Source organism: Telluria beijingensis (assembly GCF_030770395.1).
Classification (GTDB): domain Bacteria; phylum Pseudomonadota; class Gammaproteobacteria; order Burkholderiales; family Burkholderiaceae_D; genus Telluria; species Telluria beijingensis.
Genome location: NZ_CP132480.1, coordinates 4,823,636 through 4,847,737, shown reverse-complemented (window position 1 = coordinate 4,847,737; position 24,102 = coordinate 4,823,636). Strand labels below are relative to the sequence as shown.

The 24,102-nt window shown below is 68.8% G+C and carries 16 protein-coding genes; 11 read left to right on the top strand and 5 right to left on the bottom strand.

The window, feature by feature from the left end; all coding sequences use genetic code 11:
- The 8 genes from Q9246_RS21305 to Q9246_RS21270 all read left to right on the top strand — a co-directional run bounded on the left by Q9246_RS21305 (nucleotide 1) and on the right by Q9246_RS21270 (nucleotide 12,032).
- Nucleotides 1-2,898, top strand: a complete 2,898-nt coding sequence (locus Q9246_RS21305; protein ID WP_306392854.1) for a glycosyltransferase — start codon at nucleotides 1-3, stop codon at nucleotides 2,896-2,898.
- Nucleotides 2,891-4,348, top strand: a complete 1,458-nt coding sequence (locus Q9246_RS21300) for a UbiA family prenyltransferase (protein ID WP_306392853.1) — start codon at nucleotides 2,891-2,893, stop codon at nucleotides 4,346-4,348. Before Q9246_RS21305 ends, Q9246_RS21300 begins: the two co-directional genes overlap by 8 nt.
- A gap of 3 nt (nucleotides 4,349-4,351) precedes the next feature.
- Complete coding sequence (locus Q9246_RS21295) at nucleotides 4,352-6,274, top strand: hypothetical protein (RefSeq protein ID WP_306392852.1); 1,923 nt, start codon at nucleotides 4,352-4,354, stop codon at nucleotides 6,272-6,274.
- Between the two features lie 14 nt (nucleotides 6,275-6,288).
- A complete protein-coding gene (locus tag Q9246_RS21290) occupies nucleotides 6,289-7,326 on the top strand; it encodes a glycosyltransferase family 2 protein (protein WP_306392851.1) in 1,038 nt (345 codons plus the stop codon).
- Nucleotides 7,313-7,705, top strand: coding sequence for a GtrA family protein (locus tag Q9246_RS21285; RefSeq protein WP_306392849.1), 393 nt, complete (start codon nucleotides 7,313-7,315; stop codon nucleotides 7,703-7,705). The genes Q9246_RS21290 and Q9246_RS21285 overlap by 14 nt, the downstream gene beginning before the upstream one ends.
- On the top strand, nucleotides 7,702-8,091 hold the full coding sequence (locus Q9246_RS21280; RefSeq protein WP_306392847.1) for a GtrA family protein: 390 nt from the start codon (nucleotides 7,702-7,704) through the stop codon (nucleotides 8,089-8,091). Before Q9246_RS21285 ends, Q9246_RS21280 begins: the two co-directional genes overlap by 4 nt.
- Nucleotides 8,088-10,199 (top strand): ArnT family glycosyltransferase, encoded by a 2,112-nt coding sequence (locus Q9246_RS21275; protein ID WP_306392845.1) that lies wholly within the window; start codon nucleotides 8,088-8,090, stop codon nucleotides 10,197-10,199. The genes Q9246_RS21280 and Q9246_RS21275 overlap by 4 nt, the downstream gene beginning before the upstream one ends.
- A gap of 123 nt (nucleotides 10,200-10,322) precedes the next feature.
- On the top strand, nucleotides 10,323-12,032 hold the full coding sequence (locus Q9246_RS21270; RefSeq protein WP_306392844.1) for a response regulator: 1,710 nt from the start codon (nucleotides 10,323-10,325) through the stop codon (nucleotides 12,030-12,032).
- Here the strand turns inward: Q9246_RS21270 and Q9246_RS21265 are convergent.
- From Q9246_RS21265 to Q9246_RS21255, 3 genes are all read right to left on the bottom strand, one after another.
- Nucleotides 12,029-13,993 carry an acyltransferase family protein gene (locus tag Q9246_RS21265; protein WP_306392842.1) on the bottom strand — a complete coding sequence of 655 codons (1,965 nt, stop codon included), beginning with the start codon at nucleotides 13,991-13,993 and terminating at the stop codon, nucleotides 12,029-12,031. The two genes, Q9246_RS21270 and Q9246_RS21265, sit on opposite strands and share 4 nt — an antisense overlap.
- An 83-nt stretch (nucleotides 13,994-14,076) precedes the next feature.
- Nucleotides 14,077-17,157: an efflux RND transporter permease subunit gene (locus Q9246_RS21260; RefSeq protein ID WP_306392841.1), complete on the bottom strand. Its 3,081-nt coding sequence runs from the start codon at nucleotides 17,155-17,157 to the stop codon at nucleotides 14,077-14,079.
- On the bottom strand, nucleotides 17,154-18,281 hold the full coding sequence (locus Q9246_RS21255; RefSeq protein ID WP_306392839.1) for an efflux RND transporter periplasmic adaptor subunit: 1,128 nt from the start codon (nucleotides 18,279-18,281) through the stop codon (nucleotides 17,154-17,156). Before Q9246_RS21255 ends, Q9246_RS21260 begins: the two co-directional genes overlap by 4 nt.
- A 170-nt stretch (nucleotides 18,282-18,451) precedes the next feature.
- Here Q9246_RS21255 and Q9246_RS21250 point away from each other — a divergent pair, with 170 nt between their 5' ends.
- The 3 genes from Q9246_RS21250 to Q9246_RS21240 are packed head-to-tail and all read left to right on the top strand — an operon-like array spanning nucleotide 18,452 to nucleotide 21,322.
- Nucleotides 18,452-19,264, top strand: a complete 813-nt coding sequence (locus tag Q9246_RS21250; RefSeq protein WP_306392837.1) for a MipA/OmpV family protein — start codon at nucleotides 18,452-18,454, stop codon at nucleotides 19,262-19,264.
- Nucleotides 19,261-19,947, top strand: coding sequence for a response regulator transcription factor (locus Q9246_RS21245; protein ID WP_306392836.1), 687 nt, complete (start codon nucleotides 19,261-19,263; stop codon nucleotides 19,945-19,947). Before Q9246_RS21250 ends, Q9246_RS21245 begins: the two co-directional genes overlap by 4 nt.
- A complete protein-coding gene (locus Q9246_RS21240; RefSeq protein ID WP_306392834.1) occupies nucleotides 19,934-21,322 on the top strand; it encodes a sensor histidine kinase in 1,389 nt (462 codons plus the stop codon). The genes Q9246_RS21245 and Q9246_RS21240 overlap by 14 nt, the downstream gene beginning before the upstream one ends.
- A 106-nt stretch (nucleotides 21,323-21,428) precedes the next feature.
- Here Q9246_RS21240 and Q9246_RS21235 read toward each other — a convergent pair whose 3' ends face one another.
- Together Q9246_RS21235 and Q9246_RS21230 are read right to left on the bottom strand one after the other, a co-directional pair.
- Nucleotides 21,429-23,021 (bottom strand): DEAD/DEAH box helicase, encoded by a 1,593-nt coding sequence (locus Q9246_RS21235; RefSeq protein WP_306392833.1) that lies wholly within the window; start codon nucleotides 23,019-23,021, stop codon nucleotides 21,429-21,431.
- Nucleotides 23,022-23,321: 300 nt separating this feature from the next.
- Nucleotides 23,322-24,083 carry an anti-sigma factor gene (locus Q9246_RS21230; RefSeq protein WP_306392832.1) on the bottom strand — a complete coding sequence of 254 codons (762 nt, stop codon included), beginning with the start codon at nucleotides 24,081-24,083 and terminating at the stop codon, nucleotides 23,322-23,324.
- Nucleotides 24,084-24,102: the final 19 nt, after the last annotated feature.

Here is a 24,102-nt window from a genome sequence, read left to right as displayed (position 1 = left end):
ATGCGCATCGTCATCGATTTCCTCGCCGGACCGGCGTCACACGACACCCTGGCGCAGATGCGCGACCTCGCGCGCCTGGCCGCCGGCCACGAGCTGTGGCTGGCCACTCCCGCCAGCGAGCCGGAGGCCAGCGACCGCCTGCGCCTCGCCTTCGACGGCCTGGTGCCGCGCAGCCGCGTGCGGCCGTTTTCCCTGCCGGCCGACCCGGCCCTGGCCACGCTGCTGCGCGACGGCGCGCTGGCCAGCCTGGAACCTTCCGTGGTGGTGACGACGGGCAGCGCGCCGGCCGGTGTGCCGAGCGTGGTCGCGGGCCAGGAAGAGATCACCCAACTATGGACGCGGGTGCAGGCCACTGCCGCCGAACGCGCGGCGCCCGGCGCCCCGGCCAGGCGTCCGCGCCTGGCCTATGTGTCGCCGCTGCCGCCGCAAAAATCCGGCATCGCCGACTACAGCGCCGAACTGGTGCCCGAGCTGGCGGCCTGGTACGACATCGAACTGATCGTCGACCAGGACCCGGTGACGGACCCGCGCCTGGCATCGTTCCCGCAGCGCAGCCCGGATTGGCTGCGCGCCCATGCCCACGAATTCCAGCGCGTGGTCTACCACTTCGGCAATTCGCCGGTGCACGGGCATATGTTCGACCTGCTGCGCGCCGTGCCGGGCATCGTGGTGCTGCACGATTTCTACCTGTCGAACGTGCTCGACTACCTGGAAAACGACCGCGTGCTGCCGCAGGGCTTCCTGCGCGCGCTGTACCAGTCGCACGGCTACACGGGCCTGCTGGGCCACCGCCAGGCGGGACGCAACCGCGCGGTCTGGAAGTATCCGAGCAACCGCGGCGTGCTCGATCACGCCACCGGCGTCATCGTCCACTCCGAATTCCCCAAGCAGCTCGCCGCCCAGTGGTATGGCGAAGGCGCCGGCAAGGACTGGCGCAGCGTGCCCCTGCTGCGCGGCAAGCCCGAAGGCAGCGCCACCCCGGCCGCCCGCGCCGCCGCGCGCCAGCGGCTCAAGCTGCGCGACAGCGACTACCTCGTCTGCACCTTCGGCATGCTGGGCCCGACCAAGCTCAATGACGAGCTGCTGGACGCGTTCCTGGCCTCGCCGCTGGCGAACGACCCCAATTGCCAACTCGTGTTCGTGGGCCAGAACGACAGCAGCCGCTATGGCAGCGACTTGAGCAAGAAGATCAAGAACAGCGCCTGCGCCGACCGCATCACGATCACCGGCTTCGCCGATGCCGCCACCTATGCCGATTACGTAATCGCCTGCGACACCGCGGTGCAACTGCGCGGCTCCTCGCGCGGCGAGACCTCGGCCGCGGTGCTCGACTGCCTGCTGTATGGCGCGCCGACGATCGTCAACGCCCACGGTTCGACCGCCTCCATCGACAGCGACCTGGTGGTCATGCTGCCCGACGAATTCGAGACCGCCCAACTGGCCGACGCATTGGCGCAGTTGCACGGCGATCCGGCCCGCCGCGGCGCCCTCGGCGCGCGCGCGCTGGCCTTCATGGAAACCGAACACGCCCCGGCCCACGCCGGACGCCTGTGCATGGAAGCGATCGAGCACTTCGCCACGCCTGGCCGCGGCCCGCATGCCGGCTACCGCGCGCTGGTATCGGCCGCCGCCCGGCGCTGCGCCGACGATGCGTTGCCGGCGCTGGCCGAAGCCATCGCCTTCAACCTGCCCGCGCCGCCGACCCGCCAGCTGCTGGTGGACGTCTCGGCCCTGGTCCAGACCGACCTCAAGACCGGCATCCAGCGCGTGGTGCGCAGCATCCTGCTGTCCCTCATCGCGACCCCGCCGGCCGGTTACCGCGTCGAGCCGGTGTTCACCACGGGCGGCAACCGCCCCTACCACTACGCGCGCCGCTTCGGCCTGGGCCTGGTGGGCGAAGACATGGTGATGATGGAAGACGCGCCGGTCGACCTGCATCCGGGCGACGTGTTCTTCGGCCTCGACCTGTTCCTGTCCGGCGTGCACCAGAACGAGCGCCTGCTGCTGTCGATGCGCGACCGCGGCGTCGAGATCTATTTCTGCATGTACGACATCCTGCCGATGCTGCGTCCGGACGTGTTCCCGTTCGGGACCGACCAGGGCTTCGGCGACTTCCTGCGCACCGTGCACAAGGTGGCGGACGGCGTGCTGTGCATCTCGCGCGCCGTGGCCGACGAACTGGCGACCTGGTACGAACAGCAGGGCCTGCAGCGCGAACTGCCGCTGCAACTGGGCTGGTTCCACCTGGGCGCCGACATCAATGCCAGCGCGCCGAGCACCGGCCTGCCGCCGGACGCGTCGATCGTGCTGGGCGCCCTGGCGCAGCGGCCAAGCTTCCTGATGGTCGGCACGGTCGAGCCGCGCAAGGGCCATGCCCAGGCGCTGGCCGCGTTCGAGCAGCTGTGGGAGCGCGGCGTCGACGCCAACCTGGTCGTGGTCGGCAAGCAGGGCTGGATGGTCGATGCGGTGGCCGAGCGCATGAAGACCCACCCCGAACTCGGCAAGCGCCTGTTCTGGCTGGCCGGCATCTCGGACGAGATGCTGCTCAAGCTGTATGCCGGCGCCTCGGCCCTGCTGTTCCCGTCCGAAGGCGAGGGTTTCGGACTGCCGCTGATCGAGGCCGCCCAGCATGGCACGCCGATCATCGCGCGCGGCCTGCCGGTGTTCCGCGAAGTGGCCGGCATCCACGCCCATTATTTCGACGGCATGGCGCCGCAAGACCTGGCCGCGTCGATCGACGCGTGGCTGGCCCTGCATCGCGCCGGCCAGGCCCCGGCCTCGACCGGCATGCCATGGCTGACCTGGGACCAGAGCGCGCAGCAGGTCGTCGGCAACCTGATCCGCGGACGCTGGTACCGCACCCTGCCCGGCCACGCCGGAGGAGAACACGATGCATGAGCAGCGCGTAGATGGAGGCACTAAGGAGGGCACCAAGGCGGGGGCCAACATGCGCCCGCTGGTGATCGACCTGGACGGGACCCTGATCCATTCCGACCTGCTGTGGGAATCGATCGTCCTGTTCCTGAAAAAGCACTTCCTGCGCGCCTGGCAGCTGCCGCTCTGGCTCTTCCTCGGCAAGGCCGGCTTCAAGGACAAGATCGCCAGCCAGGTCGAGCTCGATCCGGCGGCGCTACCCTATGACAAGGTCGTGCTGGCGCTGATCGCGACCGCGCGCGCCGAAGGCCGGCGCGTGATCCTGGCCACCGGCGCCCAGCGCCGCTTCGCCGAGCAGATCGCGGCCCACCTGGGCCTGTTCGACCAGGTGCTGGCCACCGACAGCGTCAACTTCACTTCGCACAACAAGGCGCGCGAGCTGTGCGCGCTGTTCGGCGAGCGCGGCTACGACTACGTCGGCAATTCGCGCGCCGACCTGGCGGTGTGGCTCAGCTGCGAAGGCGCGATCTCGGTCACCCATAAACCGTTCCAACTGTCGGATGGCCGCGCCACCAGCCACTCGGGCAGCGTGCGCGGCGGCGCCCTGAAGGCCCTGGTCAAGGCCATGCGCCCGCGCCAGTGGCTCAAGAATCTGCTGGTGTTCGTGCCGATGCTGGCCGGCCACGAGTTCGACCTGTGGACCTTCAACGCGGCGCTGGTGGCCTTCATCGGCTTCTCGCTGTGCGCCTCGAGCGCCTACCTGCTCAACGACGCCCTGGACGCCCAGGACGACCGCGTGCACCCGACCAAGCACAAGCGGCCGATCGCTTCCGGCGCCCTGCCGCTGCCGCTGGCCTTGATCAGCAGCCCGCTGCTGGCGCTGGCCGCGATCGGCCTGTGCGCCTGGTTCAGCCCCCTGCTGCTGCTGGTGGTGCTGATCTACTTCGCCAGCACCGTGGCCTATTCGCTGGTACTCAAGCGCCTGCTGATGGTCGACATCGTCACGCTGGCGATCCTGTACACGCTGCGCGTGCTGGGCGGCGGCGCGGCGACCATGATCGCGCCCTCGTTCTGGCTGCTGGCGTTTTCCTTCTTCATCTTCCTGAGCCTGGCCCTGCTCAAGCGCCACAGCGAGCTGTTCAACCTGCAGCGCGACGGCAAGGAAAAGACGCGCGGCCGCGGCTACACCACCGCTGACCGCATGCCGATCGCGATCATGGGCGTCAACACCGCCTTCGTGTCGGTGCTGGTGTTCATGCTCTACTTTAATTCGTCGAACGTGCTGGAACAGTACCGCACCCCCGAGCTGCTGGGCGGCATCCTGCCGCTGCTGGTATTCTGGCTCGGCCGCCTGTGGGTGCTGGCCTTCCGCGGCGAAGTCAACGAAGACCCGGTGCTCTACGTCAGCAAGGATAAAGTGAGCCTGGTCGTCGTCGCCCTGTGCCTGTTGCTGGCAACGCTTGCCTCGCTCTGATCCATGATTGCCAACACCGCCCCTTCCTTCCTTGCGCGCTGGCGCTTCCCGCTGCTGATGGCCCTGTTCATGGCCGTGCTGATGGTGAAGCATGCGCCGGCCTACCGCGGCGACCTGGTCGAGTACACGCTCGACACCGTCGCCATCGCCAGCCACGGCACGCCGGACATCCGCCTGGAAAACATCGAGCGCACCCGCGCGCTGCTGGGCGAAGCCTACCGCTACCCGTTCGACGAACTCGAACGCGGCATGCGCGCCGGCGACCAGGACCTGTACGCGGCTTTTGCGCGCGGCAAGGACGGCGACGTCTATCCGGTGCACTTCTTCGGCTATTCGCTGCTGGCGGCGGCGCCGTTCAAGGTGTTCGACACCCTGGGCCTGGCGCCGTTCAAGGCCTTCATGGCGGTCAACCTGGCGGCCGTGTTCGTGCTGGGCCTGGCGCTGCGCCACTTCTTCACGTGCGAGACGCGGGCCTGGGCCGGCCTTGGCCTGTTCATGCTGTGCGGCGGCGCCCTGTACTGGCAGTGGACCAGTCCCGAATGCCTCTCCGCCGCCCTGCTGCTGGCGGGCCTCTTGTATTACACCGGCGGCGCGCCGCTGCGCGGGGCCGTGCTGGCCGGGGTGGCCAGCTGGCAGAACCCCACCATCCTGTTCTTCTTCGGCTTCGCGCCGCTGCTCAAGCTATGCCTCGACTGGCAGACTGGCGCCGGCCTTGCGGCCAACCTGCGCGCGCAAGTCACGCGCCAGAACATCGTCGGCCTGGCGGCCGGCATGGCGGTGCTGGCGCTGCCGGTGCTGTTCAATCTCTACGAATACGGGGTGCCGAACATCATCGCCCGCAAGTTCTCCGACCCGACCCTGGTCGGCGGCACGCGCCTGTTCTCCTTCTTCTTCGACCTCAACCAGGGCATGGCGATCGGCCTGCCCGGCCTGCTCGCGGCCGTGCTGCTGTGGGGCGCCGCGACCGGCGCCCTGGCGCGCCGCGTGCTGCTGGTGGCGATATTGTTCCTGCTCGCCCTGGCCGTGCCGGCGCTGGCGGTGCTGAACTGGAATTCGGACGCCGCCGGCATGATGCGCTATGCGTTCTGGTCGTCGATGCCGCTGCTGTTCGTGCTGCTGGCCGTGCTGCGCGCGCGCCGCTGGCCGGCAGCGCTGATCGCCGGCGTGGCGGCGCTGCAGGCGCTGGCCATGGTGCATGCCGACAGCTACAAATACACCGAATTCAGCCCGCTCGCCAACCGGGTGATGGCGCAGGCGCCATCTCTCTACCACCCGGAGCCGGAAATCTTCGCCGAACGCGCCGGCAACCACGACAACTACATCAGCCCCGACCAGGTCTATACCTATCGCATGAATGGCGCGCCGGTGAAGACGCTGGTGAATGCGTCGAATCCGGGCGCCGATGCCCTCGTGTGCGGCGCCGGCGCCATGATCGCGCCGGATAACGCCATCACCGGGAGCACCCGCGGCTGGCGCTATATCGACGGCGCGGTACGCTGCACCGCCGGCGACCTGGTCCAGCGCAGCTTCCAGTTCGCCGACCTGCGCGCCGGCACCCAGGTCGCGTTGACCGAAGGCTGGAGCACGCTCGAGGCCAATGGCCCGGGCTGGGATGGCGCCTGGTCCGATGGCCCCCGTTCGCGCATCGTCGTGCAGGTGGGCGCCATGCGCGCGCAGCAGATCCTGATCAGCGGCGCCTACCTCGAGAACGAGGGCCGCACCCGGGTCAGCGTGAACGGCGTCGACCTCGGCTGGCACCTGCTCGACCGCGAAGGCCCGCTGGCGCTGCCCGCCGCGGCCAGCCAGGGCCCGGCCCTGACGATCGAACTCGAACATGAATCGCCCCGTTCGCCCGGCGCCTCCGATCCGCGCCAGCTCGCTTTCTTCCTGCGCGAAATCAACCTGCGCGCCATGCCGGCTCCATAGACATGAACCTTGAGATGACTCCCATTCTGGATCCCGCCCCTGTCGGCGTCCCCGTCCCTATCACTGGCAACACCGCCGCCACCATCGCGGTGGTGATCCCGAGCTACCGCGTCACGCGCCACATCATCGGCGTGATCGCCGGCATTGGCCCCGAGGTCGCGCGCATCTATGTGGTCGACGACAAATGCCCGGACGCCAGCGGCGCCTTCGTGCGCGCCAACTGCAGCGATCCGCGCGTGACGGTGCTCGAACATGCCGAGAACCAGGGCGTGGGCGGCGCCGTGATGACCGGCTACCGCGCCGCGATCGCCGATGGTGCGAGCGTGATCGTCAAGATCGACGGCGACGGCCAGATGGACGCCGCCCTGCTGCCCGACTTCGTGGCGCCGATCCTGGCCGGCGAGGCCGACTACACCAAGGGCAACCGCTTCTTCGACCTCGAGCAGATCCGGCAGATGCCGGCCATGCGCCTGTTCGGCAATGCGGTGCTGTCGCTGATGACCAAGGTCTCGTCGGGCTACTGGAACCTGTTCGATCCGACCAACGGCTATACGGCGATCCACGCCGATTGCGCGCGCCACCTGCCCTTCGACAAGATCAGCCGGCGCTACTTCTTCGAGACCGATATGCTGTTCCGCCTGAACACCCTGGGCGCGGTGGTGGCCGACGTGCCGATGGACGCCAAGTATGGCGACGAAGTCAGCAACCTCAAGATCTCGAAAGTAGTCACCGAGTTCGCGGCCAAGCACGTGCGCAACCTGGGCAAGCGCCTGTTCTACAACTACTACCTGCGCAATATGTCGCTGGCCTCGCTCGAGCTGCCACTGGGCCTGCTGCTGGTGGCCTTCGGCGCCGTGTACGGCGTGTCGCACTGGCTCGATTCGGCCAGCGACCGCATCGCCACCCCGGCCGGCACCGTGATGCTGGCGGCGCTGCCGGTGATCATGGGCGTGCAGCTGATCCTGGCCTTCCTGGCCTACGACATCGCCTCGGTGCCGACCCGGCCGCTGCACAAGAAAACGCTGTTCCGCCGCCGCAATGAACAAGGCTGATCTCGCCATGCGCATGCCGCCGCGCTGGCGCGAGTTCGCCGTGTTCGTGGCCGGCGGCACCCTGTGCGCGCTGGTCGACGTCGGCCTGATGCATCTGCTGCTGTCGGTCGGCGTGCATTATTCGCTGGCGGCCAGCGCCGGTTTCGGCACCGGCCTGCTGCTCAATTTCGCGATCCAGAGCCGCATCTTCGACAAGCGCGCCAGCGCCGGCACGTTTGTCCGCTTCCTGTGCGTGATCGCCATGAACTATGGCCTGATGCTGGCCTGCGTGGCGCTGGCGGCCCACCTGTTCGACCATCCGCTGGCCGGCAAGCTGCTATCGCTGCCGATCACCTCGATCAACGGCTACATCCTCGGCAAGCGCTGGGTGTACCGATGACGGCGTCGCTCCTTCGCCTGCTGGGGCGCTCGCGCCAGCTGATCCTGTTCCTGGCCGGCGGCGTGCTGTCGGCCGTGGTCGACATCGGCGTGCTGCACCTGCTGCTGCAGGGCGGCGCCCACTTCGCCGTCGCCACCACGGTCGGTTTCGGGACCGGCCTGCTGGTCAACTACGCCTGGCACAGCCGCGTCACCTTCGACGCCGCCGCCACGCCGGCAAACTTCGGGCGCTACCTGTGCGTGGTGGCCCTGAACTACGTGTTGACGCTCGGCTGCGTCGCGCTGGCGGACAGCCTGTTCGGGATGCCGGTGGCCGGCAAGATCGCCTCGCTGCCGCTGATCTCGATCAACAGCTTCCTTCTTGGCAAATACTGGATCTTCAAATGACCGCGTTCGACCGACAAGACTTCGCTTCACTCGCCGCCAACCGCGCCGGGCGCAGCTGGACGCAGGCCGCCGTCGCGGCGCTGTTCGCCGCGATCACCGCCTATCTCCTGATCCGCACCTGGGGCACCCAGCCGCAGATCATGGCCGACGAATGGTCGTATAGCCGCATGTCGCGCCTGCAGGAGCTCAGTGAATCGATCCTGCCGTCGTGGCTCTACCTGTGGATGGCGCGCGGCAGCAATGCCTGCGGCGCGCGCTTCTACGACTGCATCCACGCGGCCAATGTGCTGTTCATGGTCGGCGCGGCGCCCTTCGTCTACGGCATCGGGCGCCAGGTCGCCGGCCGCGGCATGGCGCTGGCGATGGCGGTCGCCGCCACCCTGGCGCCGCTGAACCTGTACACCACCTATTTCATGCCGGAGACCTTCTATTACTTCGGCTTCTGCGTGCTGAGCTGGGTGGCGCTGGCCGGCATCGGCTGGCCTCTGCTGCGCTGGAGCCTGGCGCTGGGCGTGGTGCTGGGCGTGCTGTCGCTGATCAAGGTGCATGCCCTGTTCCTGGTGCCGCCGCTGGTGCTATACATGCTGTACGCGCGCTGGAGCGTGGGCGGACGCTGGCTGCTGCCGGCCCTGGGTTCGGTGGCGCTGACGCTGGCGGCGGGAGCCGCCGTCAAGTTCGGCCTGGGCTGGCTGATCGCGGGCGAGGCCGGCCTGCACCTGCTGGGCGGGTTCTACCAGGCCAATGCCAATTCGGCCGGCGCGCGCACCATGGCCGAGACGCTGGGACCGATCCTGGTCAGCGCCCAGGGCCACCTGATGGTGCTGGCGATGCTGGTGCCGCTGCCGATCGCGATCACGCTGCACGCGCTGCTGCGCAAACCGGTGCGCCACCCGGCCGGCTCCCCGGATGCCGGCGCCGGCCGGCTGCAGGTCTGGGCCCTGCTGGCGGCGGGCGCCACGGTGAGCGTGACGATCCTGTTCACCGCCTCGCTGGTGTCGCCGCACGCGCCGGCCGACGAAGGCTGGCGCCTGCACATGCGCTACTACAGCTTCGTGCTGCCGCTGCTGTGGCTGATCGCGGCGGCCACCCTGGGCCGGCGCGAAGACGATGCGCGTCCCGTGCTGCGCTGGGCGATCGCCGGCGTCATCGCCGTGTTGATGCTGCTGGCCCTGGTCAAGCTGCCGAACTACGCCTACAACCCGGTGGACGGCCCGGACATCTTCAAGTTCAAGGCCGACCGCTGGCAGGGCCGCGTGATCATCGCCATCGGCCTGGCCACGCTGCTGGCCTGGGCCATGGGCAAGGCGATGGGAGCGCGCCTGTTCGTCTATCTCGCGCTGCCGCTGCTGATCCTGGGCGGCCTGAGTTCGTCGCACTACATCACCGCGAGGTTCAACCACGAGATCACCGCCGCCGACCGCGCCGGCCAGGCGGTGCTGGCGAACGTGCCGCCGGCCGAGCGCAAATACCTGACGGTGGCCGGCTTCAACGCGATCGAGATGATCCGCGCGCAGTTCCACATCGACGACAAGGACACCGAGTTGCTGCTGCTGGAAGAAAACGCGCCGATCGCCGAAGACGAGCTGCCGGCCCACCACAAATGGCTGCTGGTGATGCGCAAGCACGCCATGCCGCCCCAGTACAAGCCGGTGGTGGCCACCGACGAATTCTCGCTGTATCGCATCAGCGTGCCCGAGAGCCGCATCGGCCAGGTCGACTTCAGCAAGCCGCCGGGCGGCATCCTCGCCAGCGTCGAAGGGCTGTCGCATCCGGAATCGTTCGGCGCCTGGTCGAACGGCAAGCAGGTGGTGCTGCACCTGAACACCGTGCTGCCGCGGAAGGTGCGCCTCAAGATCCGCGCCTCGAGCTATGCCGGCAACGCCGACCTGCCCTTCGTGCTACGCATCGGCGATGCCAGCACCACCTTCCGCATCCCGCACCATCCGATGAAGAACGTGCTGCTCACGCTGGAGACCGACGGCGCCCAGCGCAGCATCGTGATCGAGGTGCCGCAGCCGATCTCGCCCAAGGAGTTCGACGGCTCGCAGGATACCCGCCAGCTGGGCATCGCGCTGGGCGAGATCGTGATCGCCACGCCGCTGGACTGAGGCGAACGGCTGCCCCGAGTGAGCGTCTCTGTGCGCTCACGAACGGAGGCAGGGCAAGCGGTCGGGCTACAGTGGAGGCGAACCGGTTGGCATGCCGCCGCCGGTAGCGCCCAGGATAGCCACATGGTACTCGGACCGACAAAAGACGATTCACTCAAGAAAGAACTTGATGTGCAAGGCGGCGGCCAGAGCCGCGGCGTGCCGGCCGATGGCGAGGTCGAGGGCAATGCCGTGCACCCGATGGGCGCCCCCGGGGACAATCCGGGCGTCAACCACTGGCAAGCCGGCTACATCGAGCGCGAAGGGCTGCAAGACCGCGGCAACATCTTCTTCGCCGCGGTCGAAATGACCCGCATGCCGATGCTGATCACCGATCCGCGCCAGGAAGACAACCCGATCGTGTTCGCCAACGGCGCCTTCGTCGACCTGACCGGCTACCAGGAACACGAGATCCTGGGCCGCAACTGCCGCTTCCTGCAAGGCCCGGATACCGACCGCGCGACGGTGGCCGAGCTGCGCCGCGCGGTGCAGGAAGAACGCGCGGTGGCGGTGGACTTGCTGAACTACAAGGCCGACGGCACGCCGTTCTGGAACGCGCTGTTCTTCGGCCCGATCTTCGACCAGGACGGCACGCTGCTGTATTTCTTCGCTTCGCAGATGGACATTTCGGATCGCCGCAACAGCCAGGAATCCTATCTGCAGGCGCAAAAGATGGAAGCCATCGGCCAGCTCTCGGCCGGCATGGCCCACGATTTCAACAACCTGCTGCAAGTCATCAACGGCAACCTCGAGGTCGCGGTGCTGGGCGCCGGCGCCCAGCACAAGGCGGCCGAGCCGATCCGGCGCGCCCAGCGCGCCACGATGCAGGCCGCCAAGCTGACCCAGCAACTGCTGACCTTCGCCCGCAAGCAGCGCCTGGAACCGAAATGCCTGAGCCTCAACAGCCTGGTAGTCGAGTTCTCGGACATGCTGGTGCGCACGCTGGGCGAGAAGATCGACCTGCGGCTCGACCTGAAACCCGGCCTGCCGTCCTGCACCATCGACCCGACCTATCTCGAGATGGCGCTGCTGAACGTGGTGCTCAATGCGCGCGATGCGATGCCCGGCGGCGGCGCCGTCACGGTCGGCACTGCGGTGCTGGGCGACGCGCGCCGCCGCCTGCTGGGTTTGCCGGCCGGCGAGTATGTGTGCATCTGCGTCAAGGACGAAGGCCAGGGCATGACGCCCGAGGTCAGGCGCCGCGCCACCGAACCCTTCTTCACCACCAAGGGACCGGGCACGGGACTGGGCCTGGCGATGGTGCACGGCTTCGTGCAGCAATCGCACGGCAGGCTCGACATCGAGAGTGCGCCGGGCGAAGGGACGCAGGTGCGCATGGTGTTCCGGGTCGCCGCGCAGGCCGCCGGCGATGACCTCGCGCCGGCCGGGCAAGGCGGCGACACCGCCGACGATTCGCAGCGGCGGCGCTGCCGCATCCTGGTGGTCGAGGACAACGACGACGTGCGCGAGCTGGCCGAGGCGATGCTGGCGATGGCCGGCTACGAGGTCGTGTCGGCGTCCAGCGGCGAGCGCGCGCTGGGCATGCTGGAAGCCGGCGAGCACATCGACCTGCTGTTCACCGACGTCATCATGCCGGGCGGGATGAACGGGCTGGAACTGATCGAGCGGGTCCACGCCAGGCGTCCCGGCCTGCCGGTGCTGGTCACCACCGGCTATATGGACGAGTTGCCGGGACGGGGCAAGCCCAGCGGCACGCTGGACGTGCTGTCCAAGCCCTACCAGCACCAGGACTTGCTGGAGCGGGTCGGGGCAGCCCTCAAGCGCGCCGACTAACGCCCCGCGGCCGCCTGTTCCTCGGCAAACTTCGCGCCGACATACAGGTCGCCTTCATAGCTCAGGTGATTGTTATCGCGGTACATCAGCGCGCGATCGATCATGCCCTTGCAGTGCTCGTCGTCGCACATATACCTGGCCGGCGCGAAGGTGGTCACGCCCGGGAACTCCTTCAGCACCGACGCCACGACCGCGTTGTGCGCGCTGACCGCCTTGTTGTAGTCCTCGACATCCATGGTGCAGTCACGGTTGGTCGTCGAGCTGGCCACGCCGGCGCGGCGGATGCAGGCGCGCGGGTCGAAGTCGAGGGTCGGCACGTCGTACAGGTACATGACTTCCTTGCCCGCATCCAGGAAGGCCTTGATCGTCGTGCGGAACTGCTGGACCAGCAGCCGGCCGTGGTCCGAGTCGGTCTCGTGTTTCAGGATCGTGGAGATGATCACCTTCCTGATGCTGTCGGTCGTGAGCGCCAGCTCCAGCATCTTCGGCGTCGCCTGCTGGTAATAGTCGGTCGTCGATGCCGGCGCGCCGATCAGCGGGATCGCGGTGCCGAAATACACCAGGTTCTCGCCGCGTGCCGTGTAGTATTTCGTCAGGCCGGCGACCACGTGGTAGGCGTGGCTGTCCCCGATCAGGGCCACCGTCGGCGGCTGGCCGATCTTCGCCTTCAGGCAGTATTCATAGATCGTCTCGAAACCATACTCCTTCTTGCAGGCGGCGGCGTTCTCGCGGTCTTCCACCAGGATCAGCGACTTCTGGGCATTCGCATTCTCGACGATGCTGGTCCGCTGCGGCAGGCCGTCTTTCTGGTAGACCCAGCCGCCGAAGCCGCCCAGCGCCACCACCAGCAGCGCCAGCACGACCGCAACCGCCCCGCCGTGACGACGCTGGCGGCGGATCGGCTGCTCGACCAGCCGGTAGGTCAGCCAGGCCAGCACCACCGCCGCCACGACCGCCGCGACACGGATCCGCAAAGCCGGCACGCCCGACTCGACGACCTGGGCGAAGGACAACAGCGGCCAGTGCCACAGGTAGAGCGGATAACTGATCAGGCCCACCCAGACCAGCAGGCGGTTCGACAGGATGACCCGGTTCACCCAGGCCTGCGGGCCGGCGGCGATCAGGGCTGCCGCGCCCAGGGTCGGCAGCAAGGCCCACCAGCCGGGGAAGCCTTGTCCGCCGCGCACCAGCAGGCAGGCGGCGACGATGAGGGCGAGACCGAGCACCGACAGCGCATTGCGCCGCGCCACGCCGTTGCCATCGACCGCGGCCACCAGGGCGGCCGGGCCGTGGCCCAGGCTCAGGCAGGCCAGCAGCGCGCCGATGGCCAGTTCCCATGCGCGGCTGGCGATCGAATAGAAAGTCGCGCTCGGGAATTGCGCGATGCCGCCGACGTTGACGCCGAACGACACCACCAGCAGGCCCAGGGTCAGCCAGAACACCCTGGCGCGAAAGCGATATGCCAGGGCCAGCAGGATCGGCCAGACAATATAGAACTGCTCTTCGATCCCCAGCGACCAGAGGTGCAGCAGCGGCTTGGTCTCGGCCGCGGTGTCGAAGTAACCGACCTCGAACCACAGGAAGACGTTCGAGACGAAGGCGGCGCCGCCGACCACGTGCTTGCCGAGCAGCTTCAGTTCGTCCGGGAACATCGCGATCCAGCCGAAGGCCAGCGTCGCCGCCAGCACCAGGATCAGGGCCGGGAAGATGCGCCGGGCGCGGCGCGCGTAGAAATTCGCATAGGTGAACGACTGGCTCCCGAACTCCTTCATCAGGATGGTCGAGATCAGGTAACCCGAGATCACGAAGAAGATATCGACACCGACGAAGCCGCCGGAGAGCGCCTTGGGGAAGGCATGGAACAGGACGACGATCAGGACCGCGATGCCGCGCATGCCGTCGATGTCTGCTCGGTAGGGTAAGTGTTGGGCGGCGGCGATGGCCTGGCGTTCGGTATGCAAGAGAATTCCTTATGAGGAGCTTGCTGTTTATCAACAGCAAGATAGCCATATAGAAATATTATCGCATGTAAATTTTATAAGTATCAAGCAATGCAACCCTGGACTGTTGCGCGTGTCACACTCCGTACCAGGTCGTCCACGACACTGTACACAACCGGGATCACCAGCAGGCTGAGAAAGGTCGACGTCAGCAGCCCGCCGATCACGACGATCGCCATCGGCGCCCGGAAACTCGGGTCGCCCAGCCAGCCCAGCGCCACCGGCAGCATGCCGGCGCCCATCGCGATGGTGGTCATGACGATCGGCCGCGCGCGCTTGCGGCAGGCGTCGAGGATGGCCTCACTCCGCCCCAGCCCATATTCCTCGCGTGCGATGACGATGTAGTCGACCAGCAGGATCGAATTCTTGGTGGCGATCCCCATCAGCATGACCAGGCCGATCATCGATGGCATCGACAGCGCCGCGCCGGTCACGTAGAGCGCCAGGAAGGCGCCCGGCACCGACAGCGCCAGCGCGGCCAGGATGGTCAGCGGCTGCATGAAGCCGCGCAGCAGCAATACCAGCACCATGTAGATGCACAGCACGCCGGTCAGCATGGCCAGGCCGAAGCCGATCGCCAGTTCGCCCATTTCTTCGGCGTCGCCCGCCGCGGTACGCTCGATCCCGGGCGGCAGCTGGCGCAGGCTGGGCAGCACCAGCAGCGCCTGCTCGACGTCGCCCATGGCCAGGCCGTCGAGCTGGATGTCGAAGCCGATATGGCGCCGGCGGTCCAGGCGCGCGATCTCCACCGGCCCGCTCCCATGCTCGAGCGTGGCGACGTGTTCCAGCGCCACCGGCCCGCGCGCGCCCGGCACCGGCAGGCGCTTGAGCGTGTCCAGGTCGGCGCGCGCGGCCTCGCCCAGGCGCACCAGCACCGGCACCTGGCGCTGTTCCAGGTTCAGCTTCGCCAGGTGTTCCTGGTAGTCGCCGACGGTGGCGATGCGCAGCGTCTCGGCGATGCCGTTCGATGTCACGCCGAGGTCGGCGGCGCGCGCGAAATCGGGCGTCACCACCAGTTCGGGCCGCAGCAGGCTGACGCTGGACACGACCGCGCCGATGCCATCCAGCGTGCGCAGGTCGCGCTCGACCAGCGGCGCATGGCGCGCCAAGGCGGCCCCGTCCTCGCCCGACAGCACCAGCGTGTACACCTCGGACCCGCCGGCGCCGACCTGGACCCGCACCCCGGGCAGGTCGGCCAGCAGCGCGCGCAGCTCGCGCTCGATCTGCTGCTTGCGCAGGCCATCGCGCATCGGGCGCGGCGTCAGGGTCAGTGTCAGCCGCGCCGTGCGCACGTCGGCCATGGCCGCGGCCGACGCATCCGATGGCCCGCCATCGCCGCTGCTGCCGCCGCCGATCGCCGCATAGACCTGGCGCAGGTGGCGATGCTGCGCCAGGGCCAGGCGCGCCCGTTCGGCCATCGCGACCGTCGCCCCCAGCTCGGTCCCCGGCGGCATGGTCAGGGTCACCTGGGTCTGGGCGTCGTCGTCGGCCGGGATGAAGGTGGCCGGCAGGATGGCCGCCAGGCCGATGCCGGCCGCCACCAGGGCCGCCACGCCGCCCAGCGTCGCGCGGCGGTGGCGCAGGCACCAGCCGGCCCAGGCCAGGTAGCGCGGCATCCAGGCCGGCTCGCGCCGGGCCGTGGATGCCGGCGCGCGCAGCAGCCGGGCCGCCATCATCGGCGTCAGCAGGCGCGCCACCACCAGCGAAAAGAACACGGCGCCGGCCGCGGTCCAGCCGAACTGCACGAAGAATTTGCCCGCGGTGCCGCCCATGAAGGCGGTCGGCAAAAACACCGCGATCAGGGTGAAGGTGGTGGCCACCACCGCCAGGCCGATCTCGCGCGAGGCGTCGATCGCCGCCTGCAGCGGCGGCTTGCCCATCGATAGGTGGCGCTCGATGTTCTCGACCTCGACGATGGCGTCGTCGACCAGCACCCCGACCACCAGCGACAAGGACAGCAGGGTGACGATATTGAGCGTGAAGCCCATCGCCTGCATCAGGGCGAAGGTGGGGATCACCGACAGCGGCAGCGCCACTGCCGCTACCGCGGTGGCGCGCCAGTCGCGCAGGAAGGCGAACACCACCAGCACCGCCAGCAGGGCGCCCTCGACCAGCATGCGCAGCGAGCTGGCATAGCTTTCCTCCACCTGGTCGATCAGGCTGAAGGCCTCGGTGATTTTCACGCCCGGGTGGCGCTCGCGCAAGCCGTCGAGCGCCGCGCGCACGCCAGCTGCCACCTCGAGTTCGCCGGCGCCGCGGGCGCGCACGATCTCGAAGCCGACGCTGGGCGCGCCATCGAGGAAGGCGGCCGCGCGCGGCTCGGCCACGGTATCGCTGACGCTGGCCACGTCATCGAGCCGGATGCGGCGGCCGTCGGCCAGCGCCAGTTCGATGGCGCCGATCTGGGCCGCCGTCCGCACCGTGGCGATGGTGCGCACCGATTGCTCGGCGCCGCCGAAGCCGGTGCGTCCGCCGGACGCTTCCTGCTGCACCGCGCGCAACTGGCGCGAGATGTCGGCCGCCGTGGTGCGCAGCGCCAGCAGGCGGCCGGGATCGAGTTCGACCCGCACTTCGCGGCTGGCGCCGCCCACGCGCGCGACGCTGCCCACGCCGGGCACCGCCAGCAGGGCGCGGGTGACCGTGTCGTCGACGAACCAGGACAGGCCTTCCAGGTCCATGCGGGTCGAGGCGATCGCATAGGTGAGGATCGGGCCGCCCGCCAGTTCGGCCTTGCGGATCACGGGATCGCGCAGCTCGGGCGGCAGGTCGCCGCGCACGCGCGCGACGGCGTCGCGCACGTCGTCCACGGCCAGTTGCACCGGCTTGTCGAGCACGAATTCGACCGTGATGCTCGCCTGGCCATCGCTCACATGGCTGCGGATATGCTTGACGCCCTGCACCGTGGCCAGCGCGTTCTCGATGCGGCGCGCCACCTCGGTTTCCACCTGGACCGGCGAGGCGCCGGGCCAGGACGCCGCCACGGTGACGGTGGGCAGGTCGATGTCGGGGAAGTTCTGCACCTTCATGCCGGCGAAGGCCATCAGGCCGGCGAAGGTGAGCAGGACGAACAGCAGGATGACGGGGACCGGGTTGTGGATCGACCAGGTGGAGAGATTCAGTGTCATCGGCGCGCCTGCTGGCCGGCATCGGGGGTCACGCGCACCAGGTCGCCGTCGCCCAGGAAGGCCACGCCGGCGGCCACGACCCGGTCCTGGATGGACAGTCCGTCCAGGATCTCGATCCGGTCGCCGCTGCGCCGGCCAAGCGCCACCCGGGTCTGCACCACGCGCGAGTCACGTCCGATCCGCATCACATAGCTGAACCCTTCGCGCAGCAGGGTCGCGCTTTGCGGCAGGGTCTCGGCCGCGCTCTCGCCGAGGTCGAATTCGCCGCGCACGAACATGCCGGCGCGCGCGCCCGGATGCGGCGCCAGGTCGACGTAGGCGAGGCCGTTGCGGGTCTGCAGGTCGATCGCCGGCGCCAGCATGCGCAGCCGGCCGCCGACCATCTGGCCGCCCGCCAGCGTGACGTTCACCACCTGCCCGGGGCGCAACAGGTCGAGGTCGCGCCCGGCCACTTCGGCGCGCCATTCGAGGCGCCCGCCGCGGATCAGTCGAAACAGTTCCTGGCCGGCCGGCGCCACCGCGCCGACCGTGGCCGCGCGCAGCGACACGATGCCGTCGTCGGGCGCCACGATGCGGGTCTGGGCCAGGCGCAGGGCCTGGGTCGCGAGCACCGCGCGCGCCGCCTCGACCCGCGCCGCGGCCGCGTGCTCCGCGCTGACCTGCTGTTCGATCTCCTGCAGCGCCATGGCGCCGCTCTCGGCCAGCCGCCGCGCGCGGCGCGCCTTGCCCGCCGCCTCGGCCAGCAAGACTTCGGCCTCGCCCAGCGCGGCGCGCGCCTGCGCCAGTTCGGCCTCGACCGTCTCGGCCGCGAAGCGCGCCAGCAGCTGGCCGCGGCGCACCCGGTCGCCGACATTGACCCTGACCTCGACCAGGCGCAGGCCGTTCGCCTCGGCGCCGATGCTGGCTTCTTGCCAGGGCTGGATATTGCCGCTGGCGGCGATGCGGGTCGGGATGGTGTCCCGGGTGAGCGTGGTCGCGGCCACGGCCAGCGCCGGCTGGCCGGCGCCGCGGGTGGCGTGACTGACTACGCTGGTTGCTTCGTCGGCGGAAGTGAGCGCGGCGACCAGGGCGGCGCCGGCGAGTGCGGTCGCGGCGACAAGCGCCAGCTTGCGGAATGTGTTCATGGTGGGGTCCTCTTGGGGTCGGCAACGCACCGGACTATCGGCCCGGTTGGCTTTCCGAATACTTACCGAAGCGCTGTCGTCCGAAAGTCGTCGGGCCGGGTGCTTCGGTAAGTGTCGGGTAAGACGAGGGGGCCGAGCATGGCGCTTCCAACAACTCGAAAGACTTCCCCATGCCTACCCCACCCTTCCTGCAACGCCACCTGGCGCACTTGTCGCTGCTCGCCGCGACCATGATCTGGTCCCTGCCCGCCCTGGCCCAGCCGGGCGGCGACGGCCCGCCCCAATCGTCGTGGGCGCTGGGCGTCGGCGCCATCACGATGGACAAGGCCTATGCCGGCATCGACCGCGAGAACATGGCGATCCCCTTCGTGCAGTACGAGAACCGCTGGGTCTCGATCATCGGGCCGCAGCTCGGCTTCAAGCTGCTTAGTCTGGAACCGGCGGCCTCGCATACCATCAACGTCGACCTGGTCGCGCGCTACGACGGCAGCGGCTACGACGACGACGATATCGAGGACACGCCGATCCTGGCCGGCATGCGGGAAAGGAAAAGCGGCTTCTGGGCCGGTGCTAGAATCGAATGGAAGAGCGACTGGTTCGACGTCACCGCCGAGGCCCTGGGCGATGCATCGGGCAATAGCAAGGGCAAGCGCTTCAACCTGGGCCTGGAGAAGACATGGCATATCGGCGAGCGCGTGATGATCACGCCGCGCGTGGCGGCGAACTGGCACGACAAGAAGTACGTCGACTATTACTACGGCGTGCGCGCCGACGAGGTGCGCGCAGGACGTGCTGCCTATCGGGGCGAATCGGGCGTGAATGCCGAAGTGGGCGTGCGCGGGATCTATATGTTTGACCAGCGCCATTCCGTCTTCGTCGACTTCGAGGTGACGCGCCTGGCGAAGGAAATCAAGGACAGCCCGCTGGTGGACAAGTCGACTGAAAACCGGGTCTTCCTCGGCTACCTGTACCGCTTCAAATGAGCCGCGTACTCCTGATCGAAGACCACGAGCGCCTGGCCCTGTTGATCGCCAAGGGCCTGGCGGCGGCCGGCATTGCGGTCGACGTGGCCACCCGCATCGACGCCGCCTGGGCTTCGCTGCAGCAGATGTCCTACCAGGCGCTGATCCTCGACCGCGGCCTGCCCGACGGCGACGGCCTGGCGCTGCTGGGCAGGATGCGCGCCGCTGGTCTGGGCATCCCCTGCCTGGTGCTGACGGCGCGCGAAGCGCTGCACGACCGCGTGCAGGGTCTCGAGGCCGGCGCCGACGACTATCTCGCCAAGCCGTTCGCGATGGACGAGATGGTGGCGCGGGTGCGCGCCCTGCTGCGCCGCCCGGTGGAGTTCCGGCCGCTGGCACACGCCAACGGCGACCTGGCGCTGCTGCCCGAGGCCGACCTGCTGTGCTGCGGCGACGAGCGCATCACCCTGGCCCCGGCCGAGATGCAGATCATGCTCCTCCTGCTGCGCAAGCACGAGACCACTGTGCGCCGCGGCGCGCTGGAGGCGGCGGCGTGGGGCCTGAACGAAGCGGTGACGCCGAACGCGCTCGACGTGGCCCTGCACCGCCTGCGCCGCAAGCTGGCGGCGATCGGCTCGCGCCAGCGCATCGTCAACCTGCGGGGCGTCGGCTATGTGCTGCGCGAAGACGATGCGGCTCAATAGCATCCGCCTCAAGGTCGTCATGGCCTTCATCGCCGGCGCCCTGCTCAGCATCATGCTGGTGGTGCTGGTCGCCTTTCTTGCGCTGCGCACCAGCGTGCTGGCTAGAGTCGACCTGTCCGACATGGCCGGCGACCTGGCGACCAAGGTGCACTTCGACCGCGACGGCCGGCCGCAACTGGGGGACGAGGACCACCATGCGCTGCGCTGGGCCTTCGACAGCCTGGGACGCGAAGTCGCCTACCGGCTGGTGGACGATGCCGGCCGGGTGGTGCTGTGGTCCGAGGCGGGTCATGGCTTCTGGCCGGACGACGTTTTGCCACGCACGACGGACCGCAAATCGGTCCGGGAACGATTTGAGTTCGAGCGCGGCGGCGTGCAGTTCTTCGGCGCCAGCGAACCGCTGGTGCGCGGCGGCCGCGACTGGCGCCTGCAGGTGGCCGTCAGCCAGCGCATGATGCACCTGCTGCACCGGGTCGCGATGCCGCTGGTGGGCGCCGGCATCGCCCTGTTCACGCTGGTGCTGCTGGTGGCCTTCGGCCTGACGACCTGGATCACGCTGCGCTACACCCTGCGCCCGCTGCAGGACGTGTCGGCGTCGGCGGCCGGCATCTCGCTGCATGCAATGCATGCGCGCCTGCGCACCGACGCGGTGCCGGCCGAGATCGCGCCGCTGGTGGACAGCTTCAACCGCGCGCTGGAGCGGCTCGAACAGGCTTTTCGCGCGCAGCAGGAATTCCTGGGCAACGCGGCGCACGAACTCAAGACGCCGCTGGCGATGATCCGGGCCCAGGTGGAGCTCGGCGTGGAGGGCGAAGACGACCGCGCCGCCCTGTTGAAAGACGTCGCCTACATGACGCGCCAGGTGCAGCAGTTGCTGCTGCTGGCCGAGGCCAGCGAGGCGGCCAACTACGATTTTGGCATGGTGGAGGTGCGCGAGGTGGTCGACGAGGCGATCGGCTACCTGCAGCGCATGGCAGACGCGGCGAACGTGACGCTGGCGGTGTCGGCGCCGGACGATCTGCCTGCATGGCGGGCCGACCGCGGCGCGTTGTTTACGCTGTTGAAGAACCTGCTGGAGAACGCGATCGAGCATGCGCCGGCCGGTTCGACGGTCACGGTGGAAATCACGGCGGATAGCCTGTCGGTGCGCGACCTGGGGCCGGGCGTGGCTGCCGCCCAGTTGCCGCTGCTGTTCGAGCGTTTCTGGCGCGGGCCGCACCGGCGCGACCATGGCGCCGGGCTGGGGCTGTCGATCTGCCACGAAGTCGCGCGTGCGCACGGGTGGCGGCTGGTGGCGCAGCAGGCCAATCCGGGACTGCGCTTCGCACTGTCAGCGCAAGAACGTCGTCCCCGCGCAGGCGGGGACCCAAGTTAATCAGCGCAGCCACTTAAATCGACGTCAGTGGTGCGGCGTGAAACTTGGATCCCCGCCTGCGCGGGGACGACGTGCTGGAGCTAGCGAATCGTTGTGGCGTTGACGATCAAGCCTGCGGCTTCGGTCCACCGCCAAGCAGGAAGGCCAGCTTCTGCTTGGCCGGCTTGGCCACGGAGTTCGGCACCACATCGTCGCGACGCGGGCTGCTGGTCGGCTCGTAGGGCTTGAGGAACCAGGGATCGACTTTCTCGCGGCGTGCGCCCGGACCGAGCGAGCGCGGTCCGCGCGATGGTGCGCCACGACCGGCATCGTCGCCGCGGCGGGGGCCGCGTTCGGCATCGCGGGAGGCGTAGTCGCGACCGCTGTCGCGACCACCCTCGCGGCCGCCGAAGTCACGGCCGCCTTCGCGCCCACGCGCGGTCGGCGCCACGAAGCCTTCCAGCGTGCCGCGCGTGATGGTCTGCTTGATCAGCTTCTCGATGTCCGCCAGCAGGCGCTCGTCCTTGTCCGAGTACACCGACAATGCGTCGCCCGAGGCGCCGGCGCGGCCGGTACGGCCGATGCGGTGCACGTAGTCTTCGGCATTGTACGGCAGGTCGTAGTTGATCACGGCCGGCAAATCGGAGATGTCGAGGCCGCGCGCGGCGACGTCGGTCGCCACCAGCACCTCGACGGTACCGTTCTTGAAGGCGTCCAGCGCCGCCATGCGCTCCTGCTGGGTCTTGTCGCCGTGGATCGCCGAGGCCTTGACGCCGCGCTTCTCGAGATGGCTCGACAGGCGCGAGGCGCCAATCTTGGTGTTCGAGAAGATGATCACCTGCTTCATGTCGCGCGAGCGGATCAGGTGCTCGACCACGTCGCGCTTCTGCTCTTCGTCGACCTTGTAGACCACCTGCGTGACCTTCTCGGCGGTCGCGTTGCTGCGCGCGACTTCGATGGTCAGCGGGTTGTTGAGGAAGGTGTTGGCCAGCTTCTTGATCTCGGGCGAGAAGGTGGCCGAGAACATCAGGTTCTGGCGCTGTTTCGGCAACAGGTTGATGATGCGCTGCAGGTCGGGCAGGAAGCCCATGTCGAGCATGCGGTCGGCTTCGTCCATCACCAGCATCTGCACCTGGCCCAGGCTGACATTCTTCTGCTCGATGTGGTCCAGCAGGCGGCCCGGGGTGGCGATCACGATCTCGACGCCGCGGCGCAGGATCTCGGTCTGCGGCTTCATGTCCATGCCACCGAACACCACGGTGGCGCGCAGCGGGGTGTGGCGGGCATAGGCCTTGACGTTGTCGGCCACCTGCACCGCCAGCTCGCGGGTCGGCACCAGCACCAGGGCGCGCACCGGATGGCGCGCCGGCGACATGCTGGCGTTCGCGTGCGGCATCAGCAGTTGCAGGATCGGCAGCGAGAAGCTGGCGGTCTTGCCGGTGCCGGTCTGGGCGGCGCCCATGACGTCGCGGCCCTGCAGCACCACGGGAATGGCCTGGGCCTGGATCGGGGTCGGATGGACGTAGCCCTGGTCCGAGAGCGCGCGCTGGATTTCCGGCGCCAGGCCGAAATCGGCGAAACGCACCGTGGGCGCCTCGGCGGCGGCCGGCGCTGGGGCCGGGGCGGCGGACGCCGTGGCCGGTGCCGGGACGGCAGGCGCGGCGTCCGGGGTGGCGACGACGTCGCTGTTGTTCACGATGTTGCTCGGAGAATCAGACATATTATTTGGTTGCATTCATTCGTTCAGCTCTACGATCGGGCATGTTCTCCCCGTCGCGGGTCGAGGGACGCGCAGCGAAGGGCGGAACGGGAACCGGACTCCGGCGCATATGGCAGGGACCGGGGAGTGGCCGGCTGGCGGCGGCAAGCCGAATAAAGCGGACGTAGAGACACTTTTAGCGGGTGACACGATACCCGAAATCGCCACCCATGTATATGCCGGCCTGTTTTCAGACAGTTTACCAAAAGAAAGCGGTCCCCTGCCGCAATGCAGCATGGCGCCGTTTGCCGGCCGCCCGCCTCACCGCGTCCATCCCCGCTGCTGGGCCGCCCGTTCGGCCGCCGGATCGAGCATGGCGCCGGCGATGCGCGCCGCGATCGCGTCGCGCACGGCGGGCGGCGGCTGGCTGTTGTCGACCCAGGCCGCGCCGCTGCCATCCTGGGCCAGCACCGGGATGGTCCAGCGCCGGTCCTTGAGGCAGGCCAGGCCGGCAGTGGTGTCGACCACGAAGCTGCGGCAATAGCCGCCGTCCTTGGCCACGAAAGTGACGCCGATGCGCACCCCGCTGCCGGACGGGCCGGGACTGGCCAGCTGGCCGTCCAGCGCCGCCACCAGCTCGCCGCGCGCCACCAGGGCGCCGTTCTCGTGGTCGAGGGTGGCCAGGCCGGGCGCCTGCGCCAGGCTGTGCCAGCCGAAGGCGCCCGCGCCGACGCCCAGCAGCAGCGCGGCGCCGACCGCCATCCAGTGCCGCTTGCACCAGTTGCTGTAGGCAATCTGCGGCGGCGGCACCGTGCGTCCGGGCCGCAGGCTGTTGAGCTGCACTACCTTGGCGCCGCAGGGCGGCACGCTGGCGCGGGCATGGCCGTTGCCGTCGTGGCCGTTGGCCGAGACGCCGATGCGGCCATTGCGGGTAGTGCCCTTGAGCTGGAGTTCGGCGCGGTGGTGGGCGATGCGCGCGGCCAGTACCGGATCGGCCCGCATGGCCCGCTCGACCGCCGCGCGCGCCGGCTCGGCCAGTTCGCCGTTGATATACCCGATGAGGAGATCGTCAGAGAATTTCATGCCGGGCCCATGCGGTGGT

What these genes read in the sequence shown, in the direction of transcription:
- Q9246_RS21305 (WP_306392854.1), top strand. Translation starts at nt 1, where the DNA reads ATGCGCATCGTCATCGATTTCCTCGCCGGACCGGCGTCACACGACACC.
- Q9246_RS21300 (WP_306392853.1), top strand. Translation starts at nt 2,891, where the DNA reads ATGCATGAGCAGCGCGTAGATGGAGGCACTAAGGAGGGCACCAAGGCG.
- Q9246_RS21295 (WP_306392852.1), top strand. Translation starts at nt 4,352, where the DNA reads ATGATTGCCAACACCGCCCCTTCCTTCCTTGCGCGCTGGCGCTTCCCG.
- Q9246_RS21290 (WP_306392851.1), top strand. Translation starts at nt 6,289, where the DNA reads ATGACTCCCATTCTGGATCCCGCCCCTGTCGGCGTCCCCGTCCCTATC.
- Q9246_RS21285 (WP_306392849.1), top strand. Translation starts at nt 7,313, where the DNA reads ATGAACAAGGCTGATCTCGCCATGCGCATGCCGCCGCGCTGGCGCGAG.
- Q9246_RS21280 (WP_306392847.1), top strand. Translation starts at nt 7,702, where the DNA reads ATGACGGCGTCGCTCCTTCGCCTGCTGGGGCGCTCGCGCCAGCTGATC.
- Q9246_RS21275 (WP_306392845.1), top strand. Translation starts at nt 8,088, where the DNA reads ATGACCGCGTTCGACCGACAAGACTTCGCTTCACTCGCCGCCAACCGC.
- Q9246_RS21270 (WP_306392844.1), top strand. Translation starts at nt 10,323, where the DNA reads ATGGTACTCGGACCGACAAAAGACGATTCACTCAAGAAAGAACTTGAT.
- Q9246_RS21260 (WP_306392841.1), bottom strand. Translation starts at nt 17,157, where the DNA reads ATGACACTGAATCTCTCCACCTGGTCGATCCACAACCCGGTCCCCGTC.
- Q9246_RS21255 (WP_306392839.1), bottom strand. Translation starts at nt 18,281, where the DNA reads ATGAACACATTCCGCAAGCTGGCGCTTGTCGCCGCGACCGCACTCGCC.
- Q9246_RS21250 (WP_306392837.1), top strand. Translation starts at nt 18,452, where the DNA reads ATGCCTACCCCACCCTTCCTGCAACGCCACCTGGCGCACTTGTCGCTG.
- Q9246_RS21245 (WP_306392836.1), top strand. Translation starts at nt 19,261, where the DNA reads ATGAGCCGCGTACTCCTGATCGAAGACCACGAGCGCCTGGCCCTGTTG.
- Q9246_RS21240 (WP_306392834.1), top strand. Translation starts at nt 19,934, where the DNA reads ATGCGGCTCAATAGCATCCGCCTCAAGGTCGTCATGGCCTTCATCGCC.
- Q9246_RS21235 (WP_306392833.1), bottom strand. Translation starts at nt 23,021, where the DNA reads ATGTCTGATTCTCCGAGCAACATCGTGAACAACAGCGACGTCGTCGCC.
- Q9246_RS21230 (WP_306392832.1), bottom strand. Translation starts at nt 24,083, where the DNA reads ATGAAATTCTCTGACGATCTCCTCATCGGGTATATCAACGGCGAACTG.